Raw genomic sequence first — 20049 nt, 5'->3', positions numbered from 1 at the left:
ATCCGCCGGGTTCGTCGGATGATCTACCCGTTTCTAACTGAATGATCATCGTCTATAGTGATGCTCGGCGACGTGGCCAGGTGGCATTGCTGCCGGGTGCATTCTTTCTGGATCTCGGCAAGCAGGGGAGACCGGGTGAAACCACTGCACCACGGTCAATGTCTGGCGCGAATCCGGCCGCCCATTGGGGCGTAGCTCGGCCACCGCCCAGCCCTGACCGATCCATTGCCGTAAGGCTGATGGGGGGAGACCTGTGACCACCGAACTCTGGAATCCGGCGACCTTCGACGCGTTGCGGCGGCAACTGATCCCGTCGTTCGACCTCCTCTACGGCAGCGCGGTCAGCGTGGTCGCCATGTCGGTGCCCCGCCGGCCCCGCATCCTCGACCTGGGCGCCGGCACCGGCCTGCTCAGCGCGGCGCTGCTGGAGCGGCTGCCCGACGCCGAACTGCTGCTCGTCGACCGGTCGCAGCCGATGCTGGCCAAGGCCGTGCAGCGCTTCGAGACCGTCGAGCACGTCCGCACGCTGGTCGCCGACCTCACCGACCCGCTGCCGGTCGGCCCGTTCGACGCCGTCGTCTCCGGCCTGGCGATCCACCACCTGCCGCACGAGGGCAAGCGCGACCTGTTCGCCCGCATCCGCGACGTACTGCGCCCGGGCGGCCTGTTCGTCAACGTCGAGCAGGTGCTCGCGCCCACCCCGGCGATCGAGGCGCTCTACGACCGCCAGCACGAGAAGCACGTGCACGACTCCGAGACGCCGGCCGACGAGTGGGCCGCCGGCCGCGAGCGGATGAAGCACGACATCTGCATCGACGTCGACACCCAACTCGACTGGCTGCGGCAGGCCGGCTACGCGCAGGTCGACTGCCTGGCCAAGGACTGGCGGTTCGCCACGTACGCCGGGTGGACGGCATGACCGCCGAAGAGCCGGACACGCTCTACGGTGCCGTACGCGCGGTCGCCGCCGCCCGCCCCGACGCACCCGCCGTCGAGACCACGGGAGGAGACGCGGTCAGCTACACCGAACTGGTCGCGCTGGTCGACCGCCTGGGCGGCGGCCTGGCCGCCCGGGGCGTACGCGCCGACGACAGCGTCGCCTTCGCCATGCGCAACAGCATCGGATACGTCGCACTGATCATCGCCGTGGCCCGGCTCGGCGCCCGCTACGTACCGCTGATGGGCAACTTCGACGCCGCCGACCTGCGCACCGCGCTGGACCGTACCGAGCCGGTCCTGGTGGTGACCGACGGTCACCGCGAGCTGCCGCCCGGGCCGCCCACCGTGGGCCTCGACGAGCTGGGCGCCGCCGACCCGCTCGCGGAGCTCGCCACCGAGGTGCACCACCGGATCTTCCGCACCCTGTGGACCTCCGGCTCGACCGGCTTCCCGAAGCTGATGGCCTGGCGGCAGGACAAGTTCGTGCGGGAGCGCCGTCGCTGGATCGCCGACGTCGACATCCGCGACACCGACGCGTTCCTCTGCCGACACACCCTCGACGTCGCGCACGCCACCGACCTGCACGTCTTCGCCGCGCTGCTGTCCGGGGCCCGCCTGGTGCTGGCCGACCCGGCCGCCCCGGCGGACGTACTGCTGCGCCAGCTCGCCGCGTACGGGATCACGGTGATGAGCGCGCTGCCGAAACACTACGAGGACCTGGTGGCGGCGGCGGACGGCGAGGTCGACCTGTCCCGGCTGCGCCGGCCGCTGTGCGGTGGCGCCTACCTGCCCCCGGCCGTCATCCGGCGGGCCGACGAGGCGCTCGGCATCCGGATCCGGCAGATCTACGGCTCCACCGAGTTCGGTCTCGCGCTGGGCAACATGACCGACGAGGTACAGGCCGACGCCGGCATGATCCCCGTACGCGGTGTCGGCACCCGCCTGGAACCCTTCGCCGAAGCGGTCGGCACCGAGCCGGACATCGGCGAGCTGGTGCTGCGGTCGGACTGCACCAGCGAGGGCTACCTCGGCAACGACGAGGCCAACGCCCGCACCTTCCGCACCCCCGAGTTCTGGACCGGCGACGTGGCCCGCCGCGGACCCGACGGCTCCTACCGCATCCTGGGCCGGGTCTCCGAGGCGCTGGCCACCCCGGCCGGGCCGGTGCTCGCCCCGATGCTCGACGACGAGATCGCCGGCACCGGCGCCGTCGACACCGCGGTCTGCCTCGCCGTCCACCCCGGACGGTACGCCGCCCAGGTCGCCGTCGCGGTCCGGCCCGCTCCCGGCCGGTCCGCCGACGAGGTCGGCAAGATCGTGGAGGACATCCTGCGCACCCACGGGCTGGACGGCACCGTCCGGTTCGTCGACGAGATACCCCGTACCCCGGTCGGCAAGATCGACAAACCGCTGCTGCGGCACCGCCTCGGCCTTTCCGGAGGATCCCGATGAGCATCCACCACGACCGCGGCACCGGCCCGACCCTGCTGGTCGTACCGGGGCTGGCCGCCACCGCCGGCTTCCTCGCCGAGGCCGTCGCCGACCTCGCCGCCGACCACCGGGTGGTCACCGTCGAACTGCCCGGCCACGGCCGCAACACCGGCGGTACGGCGTCGCTGGCCGCCGCCGCCGAGGACGTGCACCGCACCGTCGAGGCGCTCGACCTGCGCGACGTGACCCTGCTCGGCTGGTCGCTCGGCGCCACCGTCGCGTACGGCTACCTCGAACGCTTCGGCGCCGCCCGGACCGCCGGGCTGGTCTCCGTCGAGCAGACCCCGTGCCTCGTCGGCGACGACGGCTGGCCCTTCCCGGCCTTCGGCAACCTGACCACCGCCGCCGCCGCGCAGTTCGGGCAGGCCATCGCCGCCGACTACGGCGCGTTCGCCGACAACCTGGTCCGCGGCTCGTTCGCCGCCGGCGCCGACCCCGATCCGGCGGTCGTCGCCGACCTGGTCGCGCAGGCCGGCCGGTGCGACCCGGCCGCGGTCGGCGCGCTGCTCGCCGACGCGGTCGCCGCCGACTGGCGGCAACGGGTCTCCCGGCTGGGCGTCCCGACCCTGCTCGTCCACGGTGCCCGCAGCCAGGTCTATCCCGGTGCCGTCGGCGGCTGGCTCGCCGACGCGATCCCGGGCGCCCGGCTGGAAATCTTCGCCCACAGTGGACACCTGCCGTTCGTCGAGGAGCGCGACAGGTTCACCCGTACGGTCCGCGAGTTCGTCGCCCGGGTCGCCGAGCCGGCCCGCATCCATGGGAGTGAAGCCGATGGCTGAAACCACCGCCGCGTCCCCCGCCCGCCGGCTGAGCTGGATCTACCCCGACCGGGGCACGGCCTGGCAGCGCCGCGCCGAGGACGAGGCCGTCTGGGAGCCCTACCGGAAGGTGGCCGCCGACCTCGGCCTGGAGATGACGCTCAACAAGCCGGAGGAGATCGCGGTCGACACCACCGACGCGACCCGGCCAAGGCTCTACCTCAACGGCGACCCGGTGACACCCGCCGACACCATCTTCGTCACCTCGCTCTACTCGCTACCGCACCAGAGCCAGGACGTCGAAAACCAGCTCTTCCTCTTCACCATCCTGGAACGGGCCGGCTTCTACCTGCCGATCCCGCCCGCCCTGTCCTACATCGGCGAGGACAAGACCGCCACGATGCTGCACCTGCGAAACAGCCCGGTGCCGCTGCTGCCGACCGTACGCGTGATCGGCGGCCGGGAGGCGATGAGCGGCCACTTCGACCCCGCCTTCGCCAACCTCGACTACCCGATGATCGTCAAGCCGGCCTACTGGGGGATGGGGCTCGGCATCTCGGTCGTCCACAACGTCCACGACCTGCGCGGCGTCATCGGCCTGGCCGGCGGCTCCGACACCGCGCTCGTCGCCCAGCCCTACCTGCCCGGCGTGCACGAGAAGCGGGTCTACTGCGTCGACGGCCGGGCACACACCGTGCTGGAGGGCGTCAAGGACGGCTACTGCCTGATGGTCACCAAGGCGGTCGGCGGCCGCCACGAGCGCGGCTACGCCAGCCTGCCCGCCGACCTGGAGGACGCGATCGCCTACGCGGCCTCCCGGCTGCCCACCCCGTACTTCTGCGTCGACTTCCTCATCGACGGCGACCGGTACTGGATCTCCGAGATCGAGCTCGACGGCGCGGTCGCCTTCAACGGCGACCCCGAGCAGGACCGGATCGCCGGATCCATCGTCCGGTCCCGCTTCCAGGCATACCAGGCCGGCCACGCCGCCTTCCTGGCCGGCGGGGGAGGCCCGGCGTGACCATCGGCCGCCTGCCCTGGCAGGACATCCTCGCCCAGGCCCGGTGGCTGGCCGACCACGGCGGCGCGCCGGTCCCCGACGACGCCGCCGGCCTGGAAGGGTTGGCGGTGACCGGCCCGGTCGAGATCCTCGCGATCTCCCGGCACATGTCGCGCGACGGGGGCGGCATCCTGATGTCCAGCGGCGGCACCACCGGGCGGCCGAAGCTGACCTTCGTCAGCTACCACCAGGCACACGACCGGCTGCTGCGCCAGTGGCGGCCGCTCGCCCCCGGAAACCTGATGCTCAACCTGTTCACCCCCGGCCGGATGTGGGCCTCGCACTACTACATGCAGGCGCTGGCCGAGCACAGCCGCTGCGACATCATCCCGGCCGGCCCACACTCGCCGGCCGAGATCGCCGACTGGATCCCGATGTGGAACGACGTCGGCGTCGACGCGGTCTGCGGCACCCCGACCGCCCTGGCCGACCTGGCCCGCGGCGTCCTCGACTCCGGACTCGTCCTGCCGCTGAAGAAGCTGATCTGGATGGCCGAGCCATGGACCGACGACAAGGAGAAGACGGTCCGCGCCGCCTTCCCCGACATCGGCTTCTGGGGCAACTACGGCTCCGTCGAGACGTACGTGATGGCCACCAACACCCCGGCCTGCGACCTGTCGGTGCTGCACCTGATGCCCGACCAGGTCATCGAACCCGACGACGCCGGCGCCCTGCTCTCCCGGCGCGGCACCGGATGGACGGTGCCGACGGTCCGCTACCGCCTCGGCGACCGGGTCGCACCCGCCGAATGCCGCTGCGGCCGCCCGGACGCGCTGCGCGTACTCGGCCGCGCCGACGACGCGATCAAACTGCACGGCGCCCTCGTCGGGATCGGCGAGGCCCTTTCGGTCGTACGCGCCCAACCCGGCGTCCGCGACGCCCAGCTGGTGCTCACCCGCGGCACCGAGTCCCGCCACTCCGTACGGCAACTCACCGTCCACTTCACCGGCGACGCCGACCCCGGCGCGGTCCACGAGCGGCTGCTCCGCGAGTTCTACGACCTGGGCGTCATCGCCCAACACCACCCGGACGCGATCACCACCGAACGGGTCACCGCCCTCGGCCGGGTCGAACGCACCAACAAGATCCCACCCATGCTGTGGCGGGAAGCGGCCCGGCCCTGACCACGACCGACGAGCACCCACGGAGCGGACCGAGATGACGAAGATGCGGGGCAACCCGTGGGCGATCCTGGCCGTGCTGGCGCTGGCCTACTTCCTGACCCAACTGGACGTGGCGGTCCTGGCCGTCGCGATCCCGAGCGTGATGGCCGACCTCGACGCCACCACCGACCAGGTGGTCTGGTCGATCAGCGCGTACATCTTCGTGCTGGCGGTCGTGCTGATCACCGCCGGGCGGCTCGGCGACCTCTACGGCCGGCGCCGGCTGTTCGTGATCGGCGTCGCCCTCTTCACCCTCTTCAGCCTCACCGCCGGGCTGGCCGAGACCCCGGGGCAGCTCATCGCCTCCCGGGCCGCGCAGGGGCTCGGCGCCGCCCTGCTCACCCCGCAGACCCTCGCGCTGCTGGTCGAGTTCTTCCCGGCCGACCGGCGCGGCATGGCGCTGGGCATCCGGGGCGCGGTCGGCGGCGTCGCCGCCGTCACCGGCCCGGTCGTCGGCGGGGTGCTGGTCAGCGCACTCGACTGGCGGTGGGTCTTCCTGGTCAACGCCCCGCTCGGCGTCGCCATGCTGGTGCTCGCCTGGCTGGTCATCCCGGAGACCCGCCCCGAACGCCGGCACCGGCTCGACCTGCTCGGCGTACTCATCGCCTCGGCCGCCCTGTTCTGCCTCACGTTCGCGATCAGCCAGGGCGAGCGATACGCCTGGAACGGCTGGATCTGGGCGCTGCTCGCCGGCTCCGGGGTCCTCTTCGCCGCCTTCGTCGTGCAGCAGCGCGGCCGGCAGGACAGCGAACCGCTGGTTCCGTTCGGCCTCTTCCGCGACCGCAACTACACGCTGATGAACGCCTTCTCGCTCACCACCTCGGGCACCGTCATCGGCCTGGTCCTGGTGCTGTCGCTCTTCCTGCAGTCGGTGCTGGGCATGGACCCGCTCGCCGCCGGCCTGGTGATCGTGCCGGCCTCGCTCTTCTCGACCCTGTTCGACCCGGTCGCCGGCAAGCTCTCCGAACGCGTCGAGGGCAAGCACCTGCTGCTGGTCGGCGCGGTGCTGACCGCCGGCGGCATGCTGTGGGCGATGACCGCGATGTACGAGGGCGCCACCTGGCAGTCCTTCGTCGCGCCGATGAGCGTCATCGGAATCGGCAACGCCTTCCTGTTCACGCCGCTGGCCGTCGTCGCGCTCGGTGGCGTGCAGCCGAAACTCGCCGGCGCGGCGTCCGGCGTACTGGTCACCGCGCTCCAGATCGGCTCGATGATCGGCTCCGCCGCGGTCGGCGCCGTGCTCCAGGGCACCGGTGTCTCGGTCACCGCCGAAACGGCCCGTACGGCGATGCTGCTGCTCGTCGTGGTCGCCGCCCTCGGCGCGCTGGCCTGCCTGGCGGCCCGCCCCAACCTGCGTACGGCGACCGACGGTCCGAAGCCGCCGCCGGAGAGCGACCCGGACCGGCCGGTGGTCGCCACCGCCGACCCCGTCGACCGGTAGCGCTAGCGGGACGGCGCCGCGACGAACCGCAGTTCGGCGCTGTAGCGGCGGCCGTCGGCGTCGGCGAGCCACATCTGGTCCGGCGCCGGCAGCATCTCGGTCACCGTCACCCGGGCCTCGGACCCGGCCGTCCGGTCGGCCCGGCGCACCATCCGCGCCAGCACCTCGACCGAAGCCAGGCTGGTGAGGTCGACGTGCACCGGCTTCTTCTCACCGGTGGCGCGGACGAACACGTGCCGGGGCAGCCCGTGCCCGACCGCGAAGCGGCGGGCGGCCAGGAACCGCCGCGCCTCGTCGGCGTCCCCGGCGAACCCGAGCGCGGCCGCCGGGAACGTCCACGTCTCCCGGTTGACCACCAGCCGGTCGATGGTGACCCGGGGCCGGTGCGGCGCCGGCGACAGCAGCCGGAAGTGCGGCATCAGGTTGCCGGCGATCAGGTCGGCGAACACCTCGACCAGGTCGAAGCCGGGGTCGTCGGCGTGCCGGCGGACGGTCAGCCGGCCCCCGACGTCGACGACGTCGCAGGCGCCGACCACCAGGTCGCGTTCCGGGTCGGCGTCACAGGTGTCCGGCGCGAAGACCAGCCGCCGGTCGGCCGGGCCGAGCAGCCGCCGCGAGAACCTGGTCGCGGTGCCGCCCTGCGCCCCGGTCGCACCGATCCGGACCACGCCGCCGGGCAGGTCGGCCGCCATCGCCGCGGCCAGCGCCTCCGGCTCCGGATGGCAGTCGACCCAGCTCGCGTAGCGCATCGTGTGGTAGCTCGGGTGCAACTCGCCGAGGACCCAGTCGAAGTCGCCGGCGCGTACGGCGTCGAGGTCCGGTGCGGCGATCATCAGGTCGGGACTGTGCTGGACGGCGGCGGCCCAGCCCGGCGGGCCGGCCGGGAAGACCTCGGCGAAACCGGCGCGCAGTTCGGCCGACGTACGCGCCACCCGCCGCACCCCCTCGGGCACGGCGAGCAGCCGCTCCCACCGCTGGTGCAGCGCCCTGGTCAACGGGCGGACCAGGGCGTCCGGGGCGTCGAGCAGCGGGCCACGGGCGGTGAGCCACAACTCGGCGAGCGGCACCACCCCGTCCGCCCGGCCGGCCGCCAGCCGGTCGAAGACCGTCCGCAGGGTGCGCCGGTAGAGGGCCGCCCCGGCCGCCGTGTACCAGCGGGCGCTGTCGAGCAGCAGCGTGAGCGGCCCACGCAGCGGATCGAGCGCGGCCCGGCCGAGCACGACCGAGTCGGGCCGGCGGCACTCCTCGAAGACCAGGGTGCGACCGGCGTAGAGCGCGCCGGCCTCCCGTACCGACGCCTCGCCGGTGAGTTCGGTGAAGACGGTGCCGAGCGTGTCCAGCGCGGCGACCACCTTGTCCGGGGCGCCGCGGGCCGCCTCCACCCCGCCGGCCGCGGCGGCCAGCCGGTCGAAGGCGCGCAACGCCGGGTCGCGTACGGCCGGGTCGTCGACCCCGGCCACGACGGCCCGCATCGTCTCGGCGGCCCGCAGGTCGTCGGCCGGCGCCTCCAGGGTCCATTCGATCCGCCGGGCCCGGTGCAGGCCGGTCAACGCCGTCCACACCCGGTCCGGGTCACCGGTCGGGGCATCCGGGGCGGCCACCACGGCCGCCACGACCTCGCGGGCGGTCCGGCCGGGCCGCAACGCGGTCAGCACCGCCGCCGACACCGGATCGAGCGGTACGTCGGCGGCCAGCGGTATCCGCAGCGACGACCCGTCGGCGCGCAGCAGCGGCAGCAGCCGCGGGACCAGCCACGGCCGCAGCGGCGGGGCCAGCGCCCGGCCCAGCGCGGCGAGCGCCCAGCCTTCGAGGTAGAGGGTGCGCGAGCCGGGAGTGCCGTCGTCCGTGGGCCCGACCGGCAGCGGCCGGTCGGGGTCGATCCGGCCCCAGCGCAGCGGGCCGAAGAAGCCGATCGTGTCGTTCTTGGCGCAGTAGCGGTGCAGGTAGCTGGTCACCAGCGTCTCGGTCTTGCGGTGCCGGCCGGTGCGCGAAACCGTGCCCGGGTCGCGGCGCAGCAGCGTGTCGAAGCCGGTGGTCAGCGCCTGCGGGTTCTGCCAGGCGACCGCCTCGCGCACCAGCGGATCGCTCGCGGCCCGGTGCAGCGCCCTGCCGAGGGCCACCCCGGCGCTGTCGAACCGCGTCCGGTAGGCCGCCTCGCGCTCGGCGTCCGGCGCGGCGCCGAGGTCGTCGGCGAGCGCGGCCAGTCGCGGGTCGGCCAGCGGCTCGAGCAGGTCGACGGGAAAACCGGCGGCCCGTAGACAGAACCACGGCCACAGGCTCCAACCGCCACCCAGTTCGACGAGGTCGCCCGACTGACGGTCCACACCCATCCTCCGCGAACTCGGCGTACGCGACCCATCCGGCACCGTCCACTGTATCGACGGCGGCACCGGCGCTCCCTCGCCGACTCGGCGCCACCGGCGCACGTTTCGTGCACACAACCCTGTGCGGACGGGCATCCGGTCCGGGGCCGACCGCCTCAGTCGCCGCCGGGTGCCGGGAACAGCCAGTGCAGCGCGGCGAGGCTCTTGTCGACGTACGCCGACCGGTCCGGTGCCTCGAAGCCGTAGACGAGGTCCTCGAACACGCCGCACCGGGCGTAGAAGAGGGCCCGGTTCCGCAGCCCGTCGCGGTCCGGGCCGGTGCGCCCGGCGGCGTCTAGGGCCGTCTCGAGCGCGGCCGGGCCGAGGTCGCGCAACAGCAGGCCGAAGTCGTACGCCGGGTCGACGATCGCGGCGTCGCTCCAGTCGACGACGCCGGTCACCGTCCGGGTGGCCGGGTCGACGAGGACGTGTTCGACGCCGAGGTCGTTGTGTGAGAAGACCGGGACGTACCCGCCGTCCGGCGGCGGCGCGGCGAGGAACGCCCCGATCGCCGCGCCGTGCTCCGCCGGCAGCCGGCCGGCCAGGGCGGCGTGGTTCTCCACGGCCTCGGCGAGCCAGTCGGGCAGCGGCTGGTGGTCCGGTTCGGCCACCTCGGCCATCCGCTCGACCGGTACGGCGTGCAGTGCCCCGAGCAGCCGGCCGATCGCGGCGGCCACCGGTGCGGCGTACGCCAGGCGGTCGGGCAGGTCCAGCAACGGCACTCCCGGCACCTTCCGGTACGCCAGGCAGCCCAGCTCCGGCGCGGCGAACAGCGGCGTCGGCACCGGCAGCGGCGACAGGTCGGCGACGGTGGCGAGCAGGCGGGCCTCCCGTTCGGTCGCGGGTGCCGGGTCGGCCTCCTTGCGGACGCGCAGGATCAGTTCGCCGTCGACCTCGTACGCGACGTTGTCCTCGCCCTCGCCCAGCGGCTCCAGCCTGCCGAGGTGCGTTCCGGGCAGGTGTGCCGCCAGGGCCGTCCGCGCGATGTTCTCCAGATCCCGGTTCAGCATCCGACGACCCTACCGATCCGCGCCGCCGGCCCGGCGGGTCCACGCGGGTGCCCCGGCCGATATGTGCACCGGCGCCAATGTCGCTATTTGTCATAAAGATGTCGTGACCCGGCCCGCGCTGTCATTCCCCGCGTACGGGGCTCCACGACATCGGCGACGGCGGCTTGAGTGGGGACATCGCCGGGCGGAAGCGCCGCCCGGAGCCCACCACCGGGGAGGCACACCACCATGGGTTGCTGGTCGGCACTGCACGGGCCGGTGTCCGGATGAGCGGCGACTCCGCCGACGACCGGCATCCGTCCGGTGTGGACATCGACCGGCCGAGCGCGGCCCGCGTCTACGACGCGCTGCTGGGCGGCTCGGCGAACTTCGCGGCCGACCGGGCGCTCGCCCGGCAGATGCTCACCGCCGAACCGCACGCCGGCCGCTGGGCCCAGGCCAACCGGGCGTTCCTGCGCCGCGCCGTCGACTTCCTGCTCGACGAGGGCGTACGGCAGTTCGTCGACCTCGGTTCCGGGCTGCCGACCGTCGGCAACGTCCACGAGATCGTGCACGCCGCCGACCCCGACGGCCGGGTCGTCTACGTCGACATCGACCCGGTCGCCGTCGCCCACGGCCAGTCCCTGCTGGCCGGTGACGACCGCGCGGCGATGGTGCAGGCCGACATCCGCGACGTGAACGCGATCCTGGCCGACCCGGCGACCCAGGACCTGATCGACCCCGACCAGCCGGTCGGTGTCCTCGCCGTCGCGGTCCTCCACTTCGTCGCCGACGACCCGGCCCGGATTCTCGCCGGGTTCCGATCGGTCGCCGCACCCGGCAGTCACCTTGTCGTCTCCCACCTGACCACGCCGGACGAGATGTCGGCGGCCACGGTCGGCGTGGTGGCGCAGTACAACACCCGCACCGGTACGCCGTTGACGTTCCGTAGCCGGGCCCAGGTCGCCGACCTGTTCGCCGGCTGGCGGCTCCTCGAACCCGGGGTCGTACCGGTCGACGCCTGGTGGCCCGAACCCGGCGACCTCGAAGCGCCCGGCGCCCACCCCCGGGTGCCGATCTGGGCCGGCGTCGGCCGGCTGCCGTATACCCGATGACCTCGCCGGTGCCTCGCCCGGCCGATCCGGGCGGGGCGCCGGCGTGTCCATGCCTCGCCAACCCTGTCCTGTTTGGAGTGAACAGAGATGCGCAACAGACCCGCCCGCCGCGCCGGTACGGCGATCCTGGCCGGGCTGCTCGCGGTCACCGCCGCCTGCACCGCCGCGCCGGCCCGGCAGCCGGACGGGGTTGACCGGGTGGTCTACCTGACCGCGTTCGCGAGCTTCGGCCGGGAAGCATACGCCTGGGTGGCGTTGGAGAAGGGCTTCTTCCGCGACCGTGGGATCGAGGTCGAGATCAAGCCCGGGCAGGGATCGGCCGACAACCTCAAACTCCTCGCGGCCGGGCAGGCGCAGTTCTCCGCCAACGACCTGTCCGGCGTCATGATCACCCTCGGGCAGGGTGACTACCAGGGCGACGTACGCGCGGTCGCGGCGATCCAGCAACGCACCCTGAACTCGATCACGGTCCTGGAGTCGTCCGGCATCACCACCCCGGCCGACCTGGTAGGCAAGCGGGTCGGCGGGGTGCCCGGTGGCGCGCCGATGCTGCTGTGGCCGGCGTACGCCAGGCTCGCCGGGATCGACCCTGCGAGTGTGCAGTGGGTGAACTCCCCGGCGCAGCAGACCCCGGGGCTGCTCGCCGCCGGCCGGGTCGACGGCATCGGCCAGTTCACCGTCGCCCGGGGCACCGTCGAAAAGGCCGCCCAGGGGCGGCCGGTGCACCTGCTGCCGTACTCCGACGTCATCGCCGACCTGTACGGCAACGCCCTCATCGCACCCATAACCCTGATCAAGGACGACCCCGACCTGGTACGCCGGTTCACCGAGGCGATCCTCGAAGGACTCGTCTACTCCATCGACCACCCCGACGAAGCCGGCCAGATCCTGCACAAGCACGTCCCGTCCGCCGACCCGGCCGCCGCCGCACAGGAGGTCGCGCTGATGCAGCCGTACGTGCTGTCGAACGCCCGCGCCGGCGTACTCGACCCGGAACGGATCGCCCGCGCCATCGCCGTCCTCCAGGGCGCCGGCACGATCCCCGCCGGACTCGCCCCGGACCGGGTCGCCGCCTTCGACCTGGCACCCGCCCCCGCCTGAGTCCCGTCCGGCGGGGAGCCGCACCACCCCGCGGCCGGGGGCACGTCACGCCCAGCGCGATCGGGGGCGTGCCCCCGGCCACCCTCGTACCCACGCATCGCCGGCCACCGGCCCGATCCTGGAGCACCCACCCTTGACCAGGCACGACCACTACGCCTACGACAACGACCACCCCGCCGCACCGAACCAGCTCGCCAGCCTCGCCGCTCTCCTCGACGACGTCACCATCGGCCGGCTCGCCCACCTCGACCTGCGCGGCCGGCGCTGCCTCGAAATCGGCGCCGGCGGCAGCGCCGTACCCGCCTGGCTCGCCGAGGAGGTCGGACCGGGCGGACACGTCTTCGCCACCGACATCCGTCCCGCCTTCATTCCCCGCCACCCACGCCTGACCGCCCTCGCCCACGACATCGCCACCGACCCCGTCCCGAAACCGCCGTACGACCTCATCCACGCCCGCCTCGTCCTCATGCACCTGCCACAGCGCGAACGCATCCTCGCCCGCCTCGCCGACGCCCTCACCCCCGGCGGCGTCCTCTGCGTCGAAGACTGGGCCATCCAGCCCGACACCGCCGTCATCGACGCCCCCACCACCGGCGCCCGCACCCTGTTCGCCGTCTACCAGCACGCCGTCGCCCGCGACATCCTCGCCGCCGCCGGCACCGACCTCACCTGGGCCGTCCGCATCCACCCCGCCATGCGCGCCGCCGGCCTGCGCGACCTGGACACCGCGATCCACACACCCGTCTGGTACGCCGGCAGCCCGGGCCTCGCCCTGGTCAGCGTCAACATCGCCCAACACCGCGACCGCCTCACCACCGGCGCCCTCACCGACACCGACCTCGACGAGATCGGCCGCCTCGCCACCGACCCGGCCTCCGGCCTCGTCGTACGCGGCCACCTGCTCTATTCCACGATCGGCCGCCGGGACTGACCCCGTCGCCGGTCCGGGTCACGGCCCGGCCCGGGCCGGCGACGGAATATGCCGGACGACGTACGTCGTGCCCTCGCGGACAGCGTCCGGCACCGGCCCCGCCGGCCGGTGGGTTCCCCAGCCCCGCCGGCCGGCGGTGTGCCGCATCAGCGGCTTTGGGAGGGCGATCCCCCCGGCATCTGCGGGGGATCAGAGCTTTTCAACTCGCAGATGCGGCCATAGGGTGGCGAGGTGACCACCTATCGGATCGGCGAGGCGGCCGAACTCCTCGGTGTCAGCGTCGACACCGTCCGCCGCTGGATCGACGGGGGCCGGCTCGCCGCCGAACGCGACGACCACGGCCACCGCACGGTCTCCGGCGTCGACCTGGCCCGGTTCGCCAAGTCGCTGGCCGACGACCCCGACGAGGACGCCGGCCGTTCGTCGGCCCGCAACCGGCTGCGCGGGATCGTCACCGCGGTCACCCGCGACTCGGTGATGGCCCAGGTCGACATCCAGGCCGGACCGTTCCGGGTGGTGTCGCTGATGAGCCGGGAAGCCGTCGACGACCTCGGCCTGGAGGTCGGCTCGACCGCCGTCGCGGTGATCAAGTCGACCACCGTCGTGGTGGAACGGGCCCGCTGACCAGCGGCCCGGTCGAAACGGGGAAGGGGAGCGCGGATGCGCGGTCGGAGATGGACGCTGAGTGTGGCGGTCGGTGCCCTGCTGCTGGCCACGGCTGGCTGCGGCGGCGGTGACGACGACCCACGGCCGGACGCGGACGGCTCGCCGGGCGCGGTGACCGGCAGCATCACCGTGCTCGCCGCCGCCTCGCTGACCGAGTCGTTCACCCGGATCGGCGCGGACTTCGAGGCGGCCAACCCGGGCGTCACGATCACCTTCAGCTTCGCCGGCAGCTCCCAGCTCGCCCAGCAGATCACCGCCGGCGCGCCCGCCGACGTCTTCGCCGCCGCCAGCCCGGCCACCATGAAGACCGTCACCGACGCCGGCGACAACGCCGCCGAGCCGCAGGTCTTCGTACGCAACCAGCTCGTCATCGCGGTGGCCAAGGGCAACCCGAAGGGCATCACCGGCCTGGCCGACCTGACCAAGCCCGACACCAAGGTCGCGCTCTGCGCCGAGCAGGTGCCGTGCGGCGCGGCGGCGAAGACGGCGCTGGACGCCGCCGGCACCGCGCTGACCCCGGTCACCCTCGAACAGGACGTCAAGCAGGCACTGTCGAAGGTCAGGCTCGGCGAGGTCGACGCGGCGCTGGTCTACCGCACCGACGCCCGGGCCGCGGCCGCCGACGTCGACGGCATCGAGTTCCCCGAGTCCGCCGGCGCGGTCAACGACTATCCGATCGTCGCGCTGAAGCAGGCCCCCAACAGCGCCGGGGCGGCGGCGTTCGTCGCGTACGTGCTCGGCGACAAGGCCCGCACCGTCCTGGTCGAAGCCGGGTTCCAGGCGCCCTGACCGTGCCGCCGACCAGCGCCAAGACCGCCGGAGCCGGGCCGGTCACCCGCCTCCGGCGCGGCCGGCGCCGGCGCGGGACCGCGCGGGTGCCGGTCGTGCTCGCCGTGCCCGCCCTGCTCGGCCTCGGCTTCCTCGTGCTGCCGCTGGCCGGGCTGCTGATCAGGACACCGTGGACCAGCCTCCCGCAGCGGCTCACCGCGCCCGGTGTGCTGGAGGCACTGCGGCTCTCGCTGGTCACCGCGACCGCCGCGACCCTGCTCTGCCTGCTGCTCGGCGTACCGCTGGCCTGGCTGCTGGCCCGCACCACCTTTCCCGGCCGGCGGCTCGTACGGGCCCTGGTCACCGTCCCGCTGGTCCTGCCGCCGGTCGTCGGCGGGGTGGCGCTGCTGCTGGTGTTCGGCCGGCGCGGCCTGATCGGCGGCTGGCTCGACGAGACGTTCGGGATCACGCTGCCGTTCACCACCACCGGCGTCGTGCTGGCCGAGGCGTTCGTGGCCATGCCGTTCCTCGTCATCGCCGTCGAGGGCGCGCTGCGCGGCGCCGACGCCCGCTACGAGGAGGCCGCCGCGACCCTCGGCGCCGGCCGGTGGACCGCCTTCCGGCGGGTCACCCTGCCGCTGGTCGCCCCGGGCATCGCCGCCGGGGCGGTCCTGTGCTGGGCCCGCGCCCTCGGCGAGTTCGGCGCCACCATCACCTTCGCCGGCAACTTCCCGGGTCGCACCCAGACCATGCCACTGGCCGTCTATCTCGCCCTCGAACAGGACCTGGAGGCGGCCATCGTGCTCAGCCTCGTCCTGCTCGTCGTCTCGGTCGCCATCCTCGCCAGCCTCCGCGACCGGTGGATCACCAGCCCATGACCGAACTGCTGGACGCGCACCTGGTCGTCGAACGGCCCGGCTTCACCCTCGACCTGCCGCTGACCGCCGCGCCGGGCGAGGTGGTGGCACTGCTCGGCCCGAACGGCGCCGGGAAGACCACCGCCCTGCGCGCCCTCGCCGGCCTGCTGCCGCTGCACGGCGGGCACGTCACGATCGGTGGCCGGCGGCTCGACGATCCCGACGCCGGGCGGTTCGTCGCCCCCGAAAAGCGTTCGATCGGCGTCGTCTTCCAGGACTACCTGCTCTTTCCACACCTGACCGCGCTCGACAACGTCGCGTTCGGTCCGCGCTGTCGCGGCGTGTCCCGCCAGCAGGCCCGCGCCGACGCCGCCGGCTGGCTCGACCGGGTCGGATTGGCCGAGCACGCGCGGCGCCGGCCCCGGCAGCTCTCCGGCGGGCAGGCCCAGCGGGTCGCCCTCGCCCGCGCCCTGGCCGTACGACCCGACCTGCTCCTGCTCGACGAACCGCTCGCCGCCCTCGACGCGCGTACCCGGCTCGACACCCGGGTCCACCTGCACCGGCACCTCGCCGAGCACCCGGGCGCGACGGTGCTGATCACCCACGACCCGCTCGACGCGATGGTCCTCGCCGACCGGCTCGTCATCGTCGAGCAGGGCCGGGTGGTGCAGTCCGGCGACGCGGCCACCGTCACGACCCGACCGCGGACCGACTACGTGGCCCGGCTGGTCGGCCTCAACCTCTATCGGGGCCGGGCCGACGGCACCACGGTGGAGTTGGCCGGCGGCCTCCGGCTGGCCACCGCCGAGCCGCAGCACGGCGAGGTGTTCGTGGCGTTCCGCCCGTCGGCCGTCGCGCTGTATCCGCGCCAGCCCGACGGCAGCCCGCGCAACACCTGGCCGGCCACGATCGTGGCGGTGGCTCCGAGTGGCGACAACCTGCGGATCGAACTCGCCGGCCCGATCCCCTTGGCCGCCGACGTCACCCCCGCGGCCGCCGCCCACCTGAACCTGGCCCCCGGCGCCCGCGTCTGGCCCGCCCTGAAAGCGATCGAGACCACCACCTACCCCGCCTAGATCCCCGTGATCAGGGACTGTTTCCCGCGTGTCGGCGGCGCGCCGTCCGGCAAACTCCCTGATCACGCGGATCTTGAGCGTGCGGAAATCGATGGGCCCGACGCGGTGGTGCTGGCAGGATCTCGGGGCATGGGACGGGCGGAGGGATTCGACTACATCACACGGGCCGACGGGTCGGTCGTCATCACGCACCACGGGCGAAGCGCCACCACCCTGCGCGGCGGACGGGCGGCCGAGTTCCTGGCCGAGGTCGACGACGACCCACAGCAGGTGATGGCCCGCTGGACCGGCAACTACCGGCGTGGCAACGAGCGGACCGCCAGGCAGCATCCGCGCAACCGGGGCTGACCTGCCGACACGTACCCGGTCCGGGTGTTGCATCGATAGGTCACTGTGGTCGATGGCCGACGCCGCCACCCAGATCCGAAAGAGGTCCGCATGCGACTGTCCACACTCGCCTCGACCGTGGCACTCGCGGCCACCCTCGTGTTCGTCACCGGCTGCGGTGGCGACCCGGCACCACAGACGCCGCCCGGTGGATCGGGCGTCGAGGTCGAGGACTGCGACGCCGAGGACCGCCGCAAGTCGGAGGTGCCGGACTGCGGTCGCATGGTGAACGGCAGGTTCGTCGCCTGGTCATGGGTGTCGGCCGGCCGCAACACACCGCCCGCCGGCTGGACCCCGGCCAAGGAGCCCAGCCCGACGCCGACCCCGACCGCGTCACCGACCTCGGCCGACAACTCCAACAGCGGCACCAACAACAACCCGAAGACCCGCAAGACCACCTCGAAGGGTGGCAAGAGGCGCTGACCTCAGGCGGCCTCGACCACCGGGCGGTGGGTCACCGGGAAGTTGACCGACCGGGCGATGAAGCACAGCTTGTGCGCCGCCGTGTGCAGCTCGGTCGCCCGCTCCACCATCCCGGCCTCGGTGACGGTGACCCGCGGCCGCAGCTCGACCCCGGTGAACTGCCCGCCGGCCCCGGCCTCTTCGACCATCGTGCCGACCGGCTGGTCGGTGTAGCCGGTGACGACCACGCCCGCGTCGGCACACAGGTGCAGGTACCACAGCATGTGGCACTGGGACAGCGACGCGACGAGCAACTGCTCCGGGTTCCACCGGTCGGCCTGGCCCCGGAACGCCGGGTCCGACGAGCCGGGCAGCATGGGCCGACCCGGCGCGTCGATCTCGTGTGTCCGGTCGTAGGCCAGGAACGCGCTGGTGCCGGTGCCCCGGTCCCCGGTCCAGTTCACCGACAGCTCGTAGGTGTGGGTCCTGGCCATGGTGCCGCTCCCGTCAGTTGCGCCGAACCGCCCGCGTTGAGCTGCGGATACGCTGCCGCGGCGGCCCCGTCGTCCTGGACCGTTTCATGTGGTAGCGGTGCAACTCGCTGGAGCCCTGCATGGATGTGTCCTCAGTCACAGACGCCAGCTCCCAGCCCTGCGACCCGGCCCGGTTGAGATGCGCCAGAGCCGTGTCGCCGTACGGGGTGACGTCCAGCACCTGGCCGTCCGGCCCGTACCAGGTGTAGGTCAGCTCCCACCCGGTGTCGTGCATCCGGGGTACCCGCCGTCGCACAAGTAGTGCGTACTCCCATGTGATCACCCGTTGATTGTCGCCCGGAACCGGCGCCGCACAAGGGCTAGCGGGCGACGACCCGGCCCGACTCGACCTCGATGCGCCGGGTGGTCCGTACGGCGTCGAGCATCCGCCGGTCGTGGGTCACCAGCAGCAGCGTGCCCGGATAGTTCGCCAGCGCCGACTCGAGCTGCTCGATCGCGGGCAGGTCGAGGTGGTTGGTCGGCTCGTCGAGGACCAGCAGGTTGACCCCACGCGCCTGCAACAGGGCCAGCGCGGCCCGGGTCCGCTCACCCGGCGACAGCGTCGCCGCCCGGCGCAGCACGTGTGCCGCCCGCAGCCCGAACTTGGCCAGCAGCGTCCGTACGTCCGCCGGCACCATCGCGGGTACGGCCGCACCGAACGCGTCCAGCAGGGATTCGTCGCCGAGGAACAGTCCCCGCGCCTGGTCGACCTCGCCGACGACCACCCCGGGCCCGAGCGCCGAGCTGCCGGATTCCAGTGGCAGCCGGCCGAGCAGCGCCCCGAGCAGCGTCGACTTGCCGGACCCGTTGGCGCCGGTGATCGCCACCCGGTCGGCCCAGTCGATCTGGAGGTCGACCGGCCCGAGGGTGAACCCGCCACGGCGTACGACCGCACCGCGCAGCGCCGCGACGACCGCACCGGCGCGCGGCGCCACGGCGATCTCCATCCGCAGCTCCCACTCCTTGCGCGGCTCCTCGACCACCTCCAGGCGCTCGATCAGCCGCTCGGTCTGCCGGGCCTTCGCCGCCTGCTTCTCGGTCGCCTCGGACCGGAACTTGCGACCGATCTTGTCGTTGTCGGTCGCCTTGCGGCGGGCGTTCTTCACGCCCTTCTCCATCCACGACCGCTGGGTGCGGGCCCGGGCCTCCAGGCCGGCGCGGGTGTCGGCGTACTCCTCGTACTCCTCGCGGGCGTGCCGGCGGGCCACCTCGCGCTCCTCCAGGTAGGCGGCGTACCCGCCGCCGTAGTGCCGGACCTGCTGCTGGGGCAGGTCGAGTTCGACGATCCGGGTCACCGTACGGGTCAGGAACTCGCGGTCGTGGCTGACCAGTACGGTGCCGGCCCGCAGCCCGGTGACGAACTCCTCCAGCCGGCGCAGCCCGTCGAGGTCGAGGTCGTTGGTCGGCTCGTCGAGCAGGAACACGTCGTAGCGGCTGAGTAGCAGCGACGCCATCGACGCCCGGGCCGCCTGCCCGCCGGAGAGGGTGGTCATCGGCTGGTCGAGGTCGACGGTGAGGCCGAGTTCGTCGGCGACCGTCTCGGCCCGTTCGGCCAGGTCGGCGCCGCCCAGGTCGAGCCACCGTTCCAGCGCGGCGGCGTACCGGTCGTCGGCCCCGGACGTGCCCGTGGCCAGTGCCTCGGCCGCCTCGTCCATGTCCCGCTGGGCGGCGGCGACCCCGGTACGCCGGGACAGGAACGCGCGGACCGTCTCGCCGGCCCGGCGGTCCGGCTCCTGCGGCAGGTGGCCGACCGTGGCCGACGGAGGGTTGAGCTGCACCGAACCCTGTTCGGCCGGCTGGCGGCCGGCGAGGATGCGCAGCAGGGTCGACTTACCGGCCCCGTTGACCCCGACCAGCCCGACCACGTCGCCGGGCGCGACGACGAGATCGAGGTCGGAAAAGAGGATCTTGTCGCCGTGGCCGGCGACGAGCCCGCGTGCGATCAGGGTGGCAGCCATCAGGGGGAGATGCTATCCCGCGCACCCGTACCCGCCGTGCAGACTGTGCCT

The 20049-nt window shown here is 73.4% G+C and carries 20 protein-coding genes; 15 read left to right on the top strand and 5 right to left on the bottom strand.

Going from position 1 to position 20049, the window contains the following annotated elements; all coding sequences use genetic code 11:
* Positions 1–253: 253 nt before the first annotated feature.
* The 6 genes from AB0I42_RS12100 to AB0I42_RS12075 are packed head-to-tail and all read left to right on the top strand — an operon-like array spanning position 254 to position 6852.
* Complete coding sequence (locus AB0I42_RS12100) at positions 254–919, top strand: class I SAM-dependent methyltransferase (RefSeq protein ID WP_357536623.1); 666 nt, start codon at positions 254–256, stop codon at positions 917–919.
* Positions 916–2391 carry an AMP-binding protein gene (locus AB0I42_RS12095; RefSeq protein ID WP_357536621.1) on the top strand — a complete coding sequence of 492 codons (1476 nt, stop codon included), beginning with the start codon at positions 916–918 and terminating at the stop codon, positions 2389–2391. The genes AB0I42_RS12100 and AB0I42_RS12095 overlap by 4 nt, the downstream gene beginning before the upstream one ends.
* Positions 2388–3209: an alpha/beta hydrolase gene (locus AB0I42_RS12090; RefSeq protein WP_357536619.1), complete on the top strand. Its 822-nt coding sequence runs from the start codon at positions 2388–2390 to the stop codon at positions 3207–3209. The genes AB0I42_RS12095 and AB0I42_RS12090 overlap by 4 nt, the downstream gene beginning before the upstream one ends.
* Positions 3202–4209: a hypothetical protein gene (locus AB0I42_RS12085; RefSeq protein ID WP_357536617.1), complete on the top strand. Its 1008-nt coding sequence runs from the start codon at positions 3202–3204 to the stop codon at positions 4207–4209. Before AB0I42_RS12090 ends, AB0I42_RS12085 begins: the two co-directional genes overlap by 8 nt.
* A complete protein-coding gene (locus AB0I42_RS12080) occupies positions 4206–5372 on the top strand; it encodes a hypothetical protein (protein ID WP_357536616.1) in 1167 nt (388 codons plus the stop codon). Before AB0I42_RS12085 ends, AB0I42_RS12080 begins: the two co-directional genes overlap by 4 nt.
* 34 nt (positions 5373–5406) lie before the next feature.
* The gene (locus AB0I42_RS12075; protein ID WP_357536615.1) at positions 5407–6852 is read left to right on the top strand and encodes a DHA2 family efflux MFS transporter permease subunit; all 1446 of its coding nucleotides are present in this window, start codon (positions 5407–5409) and stop codon (positions 6850–6852) included.
* Between the two features lie 2 nt (positions 6853–6854).
* Here the strand turns inward: AB0I42_RS12075 and AB0I42_RS12070 are convergent, their stop codons facing one another.
* The gene (locus tag AB0I42_RS12070; RefSeq protein WP_357536614.1) at positions 6855–9176 is read right to left on the bottom strand and encodes a lantibiotic dehydratase; all 2322 of its coding nucleotides are present in this window, start codon (positions 9174–9176) and stop codon (positions 6855–6857) included.
* Positions 9177–9331: 155 nt separating this feature from the next.
* On the bottom strand, positions 9332–10225 hold the full coding sequence (locus AB0I42_RS12065; RefSeq protein ID WP_357536613.1) for a phosphotransferase: 894 nt from the start codon (positions 10223–10225) through the stop codon (positions 9332–9334).
* A gap of 266 nt (positions 10226–10491) precedes the next feature.
* On the opposite strand from AB0I42_RS12065, the gene AB0I42_RS12060 reads away from it, so the two are divergent.
* From AB0I42_RS12060 to AB0I42_RS12020, 9 genes are all read left to right on the top strand, one after another.
* On the top strand, positions 10492–11319 hold the full coding sequence (locus AB0I42_RS12060) for an SAM-dependent methyltransferase (RefSeq protein ID WP_357536610.1): 828 nt from the start codon (positions 10492–10494) through the stop codon (positions 11317–11319).
* A gap of 87 nt (positions 11320–11406) precedes the next feature.
* On the top strand, positions 11407–12420 hold the full coding sequence (locus AB0I42_RS12055; RefSeq protein WP_357536608.1) for an ABC transporter substrate-binding protein: 1014 nt from the start codon (positions 11407–11409) through the stop codon (positions 12418–12420).
* Between the two features lie 133 nt (positions 12421–12553).
* Entirely contained in the window at positions 12554–13351 is a 798-nt protein-coding gene (locus AB0I42_RS12050; RefSeq protein WP_357536606.1) for a methyltransferase, read from the top strand.
* Positions 13352–13582: 231 nt separating this feature from the next.
* On the top strand, positions 13583–13975 hold the full coding sequence (locus AB0I42_RS12045) for a TOBE domain-containing protein (protein WP_357536605.1): 393 nt from the start codon (positions 13583–13585) through the stop codon (positions 13973–13975).
* Between the two features lie 36 nt (positions 13976–14011).
* Positions 14012–14806: a molybdate ABC transporter substrate-binding protein gene (modA, locus tag AB0I42_RS12040; protein ID WP_357536603.1), complete on the top strand. Its 795-nt coding sequence runs from the start codon at positions 14012–14014 to the stop codon at positions 14804–14806.
* An 86-nt stretch (positions 14807–14892) separates the two neighbouring features.
* Positions 14893–15663: an ABC transporter permease gene (locus AB0I42_RS12035; protein WP_357536801.1), complete on the top strand. Its 771-nt coding sequence runs from the start codon at positions 14893–14895 to the stop codon at positions 15661–15663.
* The gene (locus tag AB0I42_RS12030; protein ID WP_357536601.1) at positions 15660–16718 is read left to right on the top strand and encodes an ABC transporter ATP-binding protein; all 1059 of its coding nucleotides are present in this window, start codon (positions 15660–15662) and stop codon (positions 16716–16718) included. The genes AB0I42_RS12035 and AB0I42_RS12030 overlap by 4 nt, the downstream gene beginning before the upstream one ends.
* Positions 16719–16847: 129 nt before the next feature.
* Entirely contained in the window at positions 16848–17066 is a 219-nt protein-coding gene (locus AB0I42_RS12025; RefSeq protein WP_357536600.1) for a hypothetical protein, read from the top strand.
* 90 nt (positions 17067–17156) lie between these two features.
* Positions 17157–17528, top strand: a complete 372-nt coding sequence (locus AB0I42_RS12020; protein ID WP_357536598.1) for a hypothetical protein — start codon at positions 17157–17159, stop codon at positions 17526–17528.
* 2 nt (positions 17529–17530) lie between these two features.
* Here the strand turns inward: AB0I42_RS12020 and AB0I42_RS12015 are convergent, their stop codons facing one another.
* From AB0I42_RS12015 to AB0I42_RS12005, 3 genes are read right to left on the bottom strand one after another with little or no spacing between them, the layout of a single operon-like run.
* On the bottom strand, positions 17531–18001 hold the full coding sequence (locus tag AB0I42_RS12015; protein ID WP_357536596.1) for an OsmC family protein: 471 nt from the start codon (positions 17999–18001) through the stop codon (positions 17531–17533).
* 13 nt (positions 18002–18014) lie between these two features.
* Positions 18015–18323 (bottom strand): hypothetical protein, encoded by a 309-nt coding sequence (locus AB0I42_RS12010; RefSeq protein WP_357536594.1) that lies wholly within the window; start codon positions 18321–18323, stop codon positions 18015–18017.
* Positions 18324–18360: 37 nt separating this feature from the next.
* A complete protein-coding gene (locus AB0I42_RS12005; protein WP_357536592.1) occupies positions 18361–19998 on the bottom strand; it encodes an ABC-F family ATP-binding cassette domain-containing protein in 1638 nt (545 codons plus the stop codon).
* Positions 19999–20049: the final 51 nt, after the last annotated feature.

This window comes from Polymorphospora sp. NPDC050346 (assembly GCF_040655695.1).
Classification (GTDB): domain Bacteria; phylum Actinomycetota; class Actinomycetes; order Mycobacteriales; family Micromonosporaceae; genus Polymorphospora; species Polymorphospora lycopeni.
Note: the sequence above shows the minus strand (reverse complement) of the source record. Positions and strands in the feature narration are given on the sequence as shown.